Source organism: Streptomyces sp. PA03-5A (assembly GCF_033792725.1).
Taxonomy (GTDB): Bacteria; Actinomycetota; Actinomycetes; order Streptomycetales; family Streptomycetaceae; genus Actinacidiphila.
This window is the reverse complement of record NZ_JARAVL010000046.1, coordinates 59,109-67,681: the sequence shown is the minus strand read 5'-3', so window position 1 is coordinate 67,681 and position 8,573 is coordinate 59,109. Positions and strand designations below refer to the sequence as shown.

The 8,573-nt window shown below is 73.0% G+C and carries 9 protein-coding genes; 5 read left to right on the top strand and 4 right to left on the bottom strand.

What is annotated here, in order from left to right:
* Positions 1 to 185, bottom strand: a 185-nt coding sequence (locus PV410_RS38720; protein ID WP_500331015.1) for a hypothetical protein, incomplete at its 3' end; no start/stop codon positions are given.
* 154 nt (positions 186 to 339) lie between these two features.
* On the opposite strand from PV410_RS38720, the gene PV410_RS38715 reads away from it, so the two are divergent.
* The 3 genes from PV410_RS38715 (at position 340) to PV410_RS38705 (ending at position 2,989) form a co-directional block, all read left to right on the top strand.
* Positions 340 to 1,227: a glycerophosphodiester phosphodiesterase gene (locus PV410_RS38715; protein ID WP_500331013.1), complete on the top strand. Its 888-nt coding sequence runs from the start codon at positions 340 to 342 to the stop codon at positions 1,225 to 1,227.
* Positions 1,228 to 1,385: 158 nt separating this feature from the next.
* Positions 1,386 to 1,907 carry an ATP-binding protein gene (locus tag PV410_RS38710; protein WP_500331011.1) on the top strand — a complete coding sequence of 174 codons (522 nt, stop codon included), beginning with the start codon at positions 1,386 to 1,388 and terminating at the stop codon, positions 1,905 to 1,907.
* A 110-nt stretch (positions 1,908 to 2,017) separates the two neighbouring features.
* Positions 2,018 to 2,989 (top strand): DUF5926 family protein, encoded by a 972-nt coding sequence (locus PV410_RS38705; RefSeq protein ID WP_500331009.1) that lies wholly within the window; start codon positions 2,018 to 2,020, stop codon positions 2,987 to 2,989.
* Positions 2,990 to 3,191: 202 nt separating this feature from the next.
* Here the strand turns inward: PV410_RS38705 and PV410_RS38700 are convergent, their stop codons facing one another.
* On the bottom strand, positions 3,192 to 3,722 hold the full coding sequence (locus tag PV410_RS38700) for a hypothetical protein (protein ID WP_500331007.1): 531 nt from the start codon (positions 3,720 to 3,722) through the stop codon (positions 3,192 to 3,194).
* Between the two features lie 148 nt (positions 3,723 to 3,870).
* Complete coding sequence (locus tag PV410_RS38695; protein WP_500331005.1) at positions 3,871 to 4,533, bottom strand: bifunctional DNA primase/polymerase; 663 nt, start codon at positions 4,531 to 4,533, stop codon at positions 3,871 to 3,873.
* 590 nt (positions 4,534 to 5,123) lie between these two features.
* On the opposite strand from PV410_RS38695, the gene PV410_RS38690 reads away from it, so the two are divergent.
* Together PV410_RS38690 and PV410_RS38685 are read left to right on the top strand one after the other, a co-directional pair.
* Entirely contained in the window at positions 5,124 to 6,515 is a 1,392-nt protein-coding gene (locus tag PV410_RS38690) for a PP2C family protein-serine/threonine phosphatase (RefSeq protein ID WP_500331003.1), read from the top strand.
* Positions 6,516 to 6,590: 75 nt separating this feature from the next.
* Positions 6,591 to 8,048, top strand: coding sequence for an aminopeptidase P family protein (locus PV410_RS38685; RefSeq protein ID WP_500331002.1), 1,458 nt, complete (start codon positions 6,591 to 6,593; stop codon positions 8,046 to 8,048).
* Between the two features lie 64 nt (positions 8,049 to 8,112).
* On the opposite strand, the gene PV410_RS38680 is transcribed toward PV410_RS38685, so the two are convergent.
* Positions 8,113 to 8,559, bottom strand: coding sequence for an ATP-binding protein (locus PV410_RS38680; protein WP_018558220.1), 447 nt, complete (start codon positions 8,557 to 8,559; stop codon positions 8,113 to 8,115).
* Positions 8,560 to 8,573: the final 14 nt, after the last annotated feature.

Genomic DNA, 8,573 nt, shown 5'->3' with positions numbered 1-8,573 from the left:
GCCTCCGGAGCCGCGGGGGCGGCCGGGCCCGGCGCCGACGCCTGCGCCTGCGCCTGGGCCGGGGGAGCGGCAGGCGGGGCGGCGGGGGGCACGGGAGGTGCAGCGGGAGCGGCGGACCCAGCGTCAGCGGGAGGCTGCGTCGGCAGCGCCGCCGGGACCGGGCCGGCCTCGTTCTCGGTGCTCACGGCTGTTCTCCTCGGATATGCGTTGTATGCCGTGCGTACGGTTACGGCTACGGTACGTACGACGACCGTCGTGATGGACACAGCTTTTCCCACCGGGTGTCAGGCCGCCGTAAGCAGCGGCCGTTCCCGGCCCGGCGGATGGCACGATAGCCCGGTGACTGATCTCCGCGCGATCCAGGTCGTGGCTCACCGGGGAGCGTCCGAGGACGCCCCGGAGCACACGCTCGCCGCCTACCGGAAGGCGATCGAGGACGGCGCGGACGCCCTGGAGTGCGACGTACGCCTCACCGCCGACGGCACGCTGGTCTGTGTGCACGACCGCCGGGTGAACCGCACCTCCAACGGGCGGGGCGCGGTCTCCGCGCTGGAGCTCGCGGACCTGAGGACCCTGGACTTCGGCAGCTGGAAGGCGCAGCCGGGTGCCGGAGGGGCCGGCAGGGCCGGCGGGACGCGGCGGTGGCGCCCGTCCGCGGAGCTGCGTTCCCTCCTCGACGCCGACGCCGAGGCCCCCGACCGCACCGACGGCGACCCGGACGAGCTCAGCCGCGTCCTGACCCTGGAGCAGTTGCTGGAGCTGGTCGCGGACACCGGCCGCCGGGTGGAGCTGGCGATCGAGACCAAGCACCCCACGCGCTGGGCGGGGCAGGTCGAGGAACGGCTGGTGGAGCTGCTGGACCGGTTCGGGATGCTGTGGCCCGAGCCGGGCGAGCCGTCCCGGGTCCGTGTCATGAGCTTCTCCTCCCGTTCCCTGCGCCGGATCCGGATGGCCTCGCGCGACCTGCCGACCGTCTTCCTGATGCAGTACGTACTGCCCAGGCACCGCGACGGCCGGCTGCCGGCCGGGGTGGGGATCGCCGGGCCGGGCATCCGCATCCTGCGCGCCAACCCGGGGTATGTGGAACGGCTGCACGAGGCGGGGCACCGGGTCCACGTGTGGACGGTGAACGAACCCGAGGACGTCGAACTCTGCGTGCGACTGGGCGTCGACGCCGTCATCACCAACCGTCCGCGGCAGGTTCTGGCCCAACTCGGGCGCTGCTGAAGGGAATACGGACTCCCTCCCTCCCCGGGTGGTGTGCACCGGCGCGTTCGGAACCTGTTCGATCGTTGTGTGTGCCCCAAGAGATCGCAGTTGGCCGGTTTCCGGCCCAGAACGAGAGGGCATCCATCCCGTGGCGTGGGGTGAAGGAGGTCTCGGGGGTGGCGTTGGTGGTGGCCCAGGAGGTGCCGACGTCCTCGGCCATGGCCCTGCCTCATGGTCCGGCGGGCGTGGCCGAGGCGCGGCGCAGGCTGCGCAAGGAACTGTGTGCGTACGGGGTCGCGGAGCCGGTCGTCGACGACGCCGTGCTCATCCTGTCGGAACTGCTCAGCAACTCCTGCCGGCACGCCCGGCCGCTGGGCGAGGACGCGCCGTCCTCGGGCGGCAGCGGCATCAGGGCCGCCTGGAGGATCGACGAGGACGGGTTGCTGACCGTGGAGGTCACCGACGGCGGCGGGCCCACCCGCCCGCTTCCGGCCAGTCCCTCGCTCACCGCCCGCGGCGGCCGCGGGCTCGGCATCGTGCGGAACCTGTCGCTGCGCTGGGGCGTGCGCGACGCCCCCGGCGAGGTCACGGTGTGGGCGATGCTCGCGGTGCGCAGCCGGCACGCGCGGCGCGACGACCTCGTGCCCCAGCTCGACATCCCGATCGACTTCGCGGACCCCTTCGACGACCTCCCCTAGCCCCCGCAGGGGAGTTGCCCGGCCTCCACGGGCGCGACCTCCGATGAGGGCGGATGGCGTGGCGCTAGGCTCACGGCCGGAACACCGCCGTTACCGGGAGAGATCGAGCCATGGCGAAGAAGCGCCCGACGAAGACGAAGGCCCCTGCCCGCCCGCAGATCACCGACGGGGAGATCCCCGTCGTCGGGGCCCGGGAACCCTGCCCGTGCGGCTCGGGACGGCGTTACAAGGCGTGCCACGGCCGTGAGGCGGCGCACGCGGTGACGGAGCTGGTGCGACGGCCGTTCGAGGGCCTGCCGGCCGAGTGCGACTGGGTGGCGCTGCGCGAGCTGGTGCCCGCCGCCACGGCCGAGTTGACGCTCAAGGACCCGCTGCCCGAGGGTGTGCCGTCCGTCACGCTGGCGACCGTGCTGCCGATGGCGTGGCCGGGGCTGCGCCGTGACACCGGCACGGTGCTGCTGGGCCTGCAGAACGACACCGCGTCCGGGGACATCAGCCGGGACCTGGCCGACACCCTGCTGCGCGCGCTGCAGGCGGAGCCGGGCAACCCGGTGGGCGGGGAGCGCCCGGCGCCCGAGGGTCCCCGGCTGCAGGACCTGCTGGACCTGGACGCCGCGTTCGAGCCCGTGGTGCACACCGGTTTCGAGTTCTGGCTGGAGGACGCGGAGTCCGCCACCGGCGAGGTCGCCGCCTCCCTGGAGCGAGCGAACGCGGCCGTGATCCCGACCGTGCGGCTGACCGGTGTCGACGCGGCGTACTGGTGCGAGACCCCGGAGAAGAACCACCTGCGCTGGGTCATGCCGCACCCGGAGGAGCAGTTGCTGGACGCGCTGGCCCGGCTGCACGCCGCGGGCGCCTCGTCGCTGGGCGAGGGCACGCGGCTGGTGGGCTCGTTCCGGGCGCACGGGCTGGTCGTCCCGGTGTGGGACCTGCCGACGGGCGTCTCGGCGGACGAGGTCGAGAAGCCGGCGGCGGCCTTCGGCGAGCGGCTGGCCGAGGTGCTGGAGCGGACGACCCCGCTGACGGCGGAGGAGCGACGGGCGCGCAGCGGCTTCACCAACCGGCAGATCACCCTGAGCTGACCGGTCTCCCGTGCCGGTAGCCGCAGTTCAGGCCATGATCGCGTCCGGGTGATCCTGGTCACAGCCGTTGCCGGCCGGGCCCGGAACCCGGGCCGGAACCCGTACCCCGGATTTGCGTACGGGCGAAGTCTTGTTACCGTTTAAACAGTCCGGTCGCTGGTGCATCCCCCGTCGCCAGCGACCGGACGTTTCCATGCTCGGGTCAGTACGCGGATCCGCTGCGCAGCAACGGGCGTTCCCCGCCCCGCTCGGCGATCTCCGCCACCGCCGTGTACGGCTCCGCCGCCCCCGCCACCGTCGGCTCGCGCGGCGTCTCGCAGCTCCCGCTCCCCGCGTCCGCGGTGATGACGCACCGCGCCTGTACGGTCCGGCCGTCGGGCCGCATGAGGCTCAGCACCCCGTCCAGGGGCCGCCCCGTGGCGTTGCTGTAGTACGTGCGCGCCCAGGTGTCGCCGTCCTCGTCGATGGTGCAGGTCTGCACCCGCAGGCCTTCCGCGGAGGTGAGTTGGGGACCGCAGGATGCGGTCTGGCGTTCGGATCCGGCCAGCTTCGGCAGGGAGTCGAAGACATCGGGACCGCTTGACAAGGGCTTGTCGTCCGTGAGCGCCGTCGTGACGTCCACGGGCACCGCGGGGAGGACGGGCCCGGCGGTGGCGCCGGTCAGGGGCAGCATCGCGGCGACGGCCACGACCGTGGCGAGGGCGGCCATCCGCAGGTTCGGCGCACGCATCATGCACAGAACATAGCGGGAGAAACGGACATGGAGCGGGGGCCGTTGCCCGTTCGCAGGGCAACGGCCCCCGCTCCTACCCGAACGAGTGACGACCGACGGGGACGGCGACCGTCACGCACTTCCCGCGGGACCCTTCACCGGGACCCGTTCAGTACGAGAGCCGGCTGCCGTCCGGCGCCGTGCGGCCCGCCTGCACCAAGGTGTCGACGATCACCCGCACGCTGGGCAGCCACGGCGCCCGGTCTCCCGGGTCCACCACCGGCCGCCGGACCCAGCGCGCCCCGGCGGTGCCGTCGGAACCGTCGGATCCGACCGGCGAGGGCGGCAGGACGAGGTAGCCGCCCTCGCCGTGGTACCGCAACGAGGTCGGCACCCATTCGTGGCGGTCGAGCAACTCGCCCAGTTCCTCCAGGGAGTACGGCTCCACCAGGACCGCGAAGCGCGTGGGGGTGGCCACGACCGGGCCGGTGCGCACCCCCAGCTTGTCGAAGACGCCCAGCGCCCGCGCTCCCGCGACCGCCGGCAGGCTCACCGCCGAGACCCGGTCGCCCGTGGCGAGCACGAGCGGCTGGTCCGGCCGCCGCGTCCACCACCAGCGGACCATCCGTGGATCGCGGGTCGCCGCGAGGAGGCCCGGATCGTGCGGATGGGCGCCCGGCACCGGACAGTCGGGCCGCAGACAGGCGCATCCGCCCCGCGCGTCCGTACCGGCTCCGGGCACCACGGGCCATTGCCACCGCTCGGCGCAGGTGAGCGCCGCACGCAGCAGCTCCGGACTGCTCTTGCGTCGCTTTCCGAGGATCTCGCGCATCTGCGCTCGTTCCTTTCCGTTGGCGCTCAGGGATCTGCCCATGACACAACGTAATCTGGAACACACCGCTTACGAGGCAGCGCATCACGTCTCGAGCCGAGCGTGGAACGTGGCGGGGGGTGGCGCACACTGGCGCTTGTTCGTCCTGCGGAGTGCTGGGAACTGCTGCGTGTGCTTGCGATTGCTGCTGTGTGCGGTCCCGCTGGCTGTGCAACACCCCGCCATGGGGGGGGAGGGTCGGCCGTCTCCGTCTATGACGCCCTGGCAGGGCGCCGGGTTCCTGCGGCCGCCGACTCCCATCCCTTACGTACCCGCTGCGATGGATATGACGCGCTGTCGAACCCCTTCAGTCGACAACTAATTGTGGCACGCGGTGCCCTTTTTCGGCCATAGTCCTGCATCTCCTCGGACGCGCCGACACCAGCCCTTCCACCTGGGCAATCCTGGACACACCCACGAGTAGGCGGTACAAGGTAATCCATTGATAGCGGCGCAGCACGAGCTTGGGGGTTTGCGATGCTATTGACAGAAATGCGCTGCTCTGCGGAGCCGACGCCGCGTCACGACGAAGAGCGTGAAAGCCGGCGGCCATGAGCGCCGCGCGCCTACCGAAAGTGGCCGGAATCGACCCACCCATTCCGACACCGGCGCACACTTCCTCCCCCGCGGTCGAACAACAATCCCATCCGGCCCCCCCGGACGCACACTCCGGGGCGCCGGATCCGGTCGACCAACTCACCGCGGCCCAGGACCGGATGGCCTCCTGGATCTCCGACCTGACCACCCTGCACGAGCTCACCGAGCGGCTGGCCAGGACCGCGACCCTGCAGGAAGCGCTGCACGAACTGCTGCGCGCCGGCGGCACCTTGGTCGGTGCGCGACGCGGTCTGGCCGCCGTCTCCCCCGTCGACCGGCTCGGTCCGGCCACCGTCGTGGGCCTCGGTCTCGGCCCGGCCGAACTCGGCGCGCTGGAGACCGTCCCGCTGCCCGCCGCACCCGAGGCGGTGCCGGCGGAGGAGATCCACACCGACCTGTGCCGCGAGCCCGGACTCGGCCCGCGCCACCGCGAGGTCGCCCTGCGGCTCGGCTTCGGCGCCAGTTACGCCCTCCGGCTGTCCGCGGACTCCGCAGGCCGGCTGGGCTCGGCCCTGTGGTTCTACGACGAGCCGGCCGAACCCGGCGAACGCCAGCGCCACCTCATCGGCCTGTACTGCCGCCACGCCACCGAGCACCTCGCCCGGCTGCTCGAACTCGACCGCAGCCGCGCCACCGTCGCCACGCTCCGCCAGGAGCTGCTGCCGACCCGGCTGCCCCGGGTCCCCGGGGTCCGTCTGGCGGTGCGGCACCGCCCGGCCGCGGGGGGCGGCGGCGACTGGTACGACGCCCTCCCGCTGCCCGAGGGCGCGCTGGGGCTGTCGGTCGGCGGCGTGAGCGGCGGCGGCATGAGCGCGGTCGCCGCGATGGGGCGGCTGCGGGCCTCCCTGCGGGCGTACGCGGTGATGGAGGGCGAGGACCCGGTCGCGGTCCTGTCCGACCTCGAGCTGCTGCTGCGGCTGACCGAGCCCGCCCGGTCGGCGACGGCCCTGTTCGCCTACGCCGAGCCGGCCTCCCGGAAGGTCGTGGTCGCCGGGGCCGGGCACTGTCCCCCGCTGATCGTCGGCGGGCACCGGGTCGAGTACGTGGAGACCTCGCTGTCCGCGCCACTGGGCATGCTCAGCTGCTGGGAGGCGCCCAGCGTCGAGTTCCGGGCGCTGGCCGGGGAGACCCTGCTGCTCTACACCGACGGCCTGCTGCACCGCACCGGCGATCCCGTCGACCGTGCCTTCGCCCGCCTGCACGCGGCCGCGGCGTCCGCCCCGCGGACCGCCCGGGACGACCCGGCGCAGCTGGTGGAGCACGTCCTGCACACCATGCTCCCGGGCGACCGTGAGGACCCCCACCCGACCGAGGACGTCGTCCTGCTCGCCGCCCGCTTCGACTGACCACCGGCTGGACCGCCGCCGGTCCTCCCCGCGCACCCACTTACGATGGAGTGGTCTACTGCGAGGAGGCATGACGTGGCCGAGGACCGCGCTCCGGAGACCCCGGAAGGCGACGAGCCCATCAAGCAGCGGAAGAACGGCCTGTACCCGGCCGTCTCCGACGAGCTCACCGAGGTGATGAAGTCCGGCTGGGCCGACACGGAACTGCGCGACCTGCAGCCGATCGAGCAGGCACCGTACGCCGCCAAGCGGCGCGCGGCGCTGTCCGCGCGCTTCCCCGGCGAGCGGCTGGTGGTCCCGGCCGGCAACCTGCGCACCCGCGCCAACGACACGGACTACCCCTTCCGTGCCGCCAGCGAGTACGTGCACCTCACCGGCGACCAGACCCAGGACGCCGTGCTGGTCCTGGAGCCCAACGGTGACGGATCTCACGACGCGACCGCCTACCTGCTCCCCCGCTCCTCCCGGGAGAACGGCGAGTTCTGGCTGGACGGCCAGGGCGAGCTGTGGACCGGCCGCCGCCACAGCCTGGCCGAGGGCGAGGTCCTGCTGGGCCTGCCGTGCGCCGACGTCCGCAAGGTCGCCGACGTGCTGCGCGGCGCCACCGGCCCGGTCCGGGTCGTCCGCGGCTACGACGCCGGCATCGAGGCCGCGCTGACCGACAAGGTCACCGCCGAGCGCGACGCCGAGCTGAAGGAGTTCCTGTCCGAGCTGCGGCTGGTCAAGGACGAGTGGGAGATCGGCGAGCTGCAGAAGGCCTGCGACTCCACCGCGCGCGGTTTCGAGGACGTCGTCCGGGTCCTGGACAAGGCCGAGGCGACCTCCGAGCGCTACGTCGAGGGAACGTTCTTCCTGCGCGCCCGCGTCGAGGGCAACGACGTCGGCTACGGCTCCATCTGCGCGTCCGGCCCGCACGCCACCACCCTGCACTGGGTCCGCAACGACGGCCCGGTCCGCTCCGGCGACCTGCTGCTGCTCGACGCCGGCGTGGAGACGCACAGCCTCTACACCGCCGACGTCACGCGCACGCTGCCCGTCAACGGCACGTACAGCGACATCCAGCGGAAGATCTACGACGCCGTGTACGAGGCGCAGGAGGCCGGCATCGCCGCCGTCCGCCCGGGCGCCGCCTACCGCGACTTCCACGATGCCGCCCAGCGCGTGCTCACCGAGAAGCTCGTCGAGTGGGGCCTGGTCGAAGGCCCGGTCGACCGCGTCCTCGAACTCGGCCTGCAGCGCCGCTGGACCCTCCACGGCACCGGCCACATGCTGGGCCTGGACGTCCACGACTGCGCCGCCGCCCGCACGGAGACCTACGTCAACGGCACGCTGGAGCCGGGCGTGGTCCTCACGGTCGAGCCCGGCCTGTACTTCCAGGCCGACGACCTGACCGTGCCGGAGGAGTACCGGGGCATCGGCGTCCGCATCGAGGACGACATCCTCGTCACCGAGGACGGCAACCGGAACCTCAGCGACGGCCTGCCGCGCCGCTCCGACGAGGTCGAGCGCTGGATGGCCGCCCTCAAGGGCTGACCCCCGCCGCCCGGACCGACGGCCGGGGCCCCACGGACCTCCGTGGGGCCCCGGCCTCCGTGCGTCAGGAGACCTTGAGCAGCGAGTCGTCCCGCCACTTGAGGATCTTGTCGAAGCTGACCACCGCCCCGTGCCCGGGACGGTTGTGGAAGTGGACGTGGTCCACCAGCGCCTCGATCAGGAACAGCCCGCGCCCGTGCTCGGCGTGCTGGTCCTTCTTCGCCAGCGGACGTACGGAGTGGTGCGTACGGCGCAGGTCCGGGGCGAAGCCCGGGCCGGAGTCCGCCACCTCGATGCGGCAGCGGTCGCCCTCGATGCGGGCCGTCACCCGGTACTCGCCGTGGGCGGCGTGCTCAACGGCGTTGGCACAGGCCTCGGTGAGGGCGACCGACAGGTCGTAGGAGATGTCGGGGTCCACCCCGGCGGTCTCCATCGTCCCCAGCAGGAGCCGGCGGGCGAGCGGAACGCTCGCAGCCTCGCGCCGCAAGTGGAGGGACCACCAGATGCTCATGCTCAGCCTCCTGG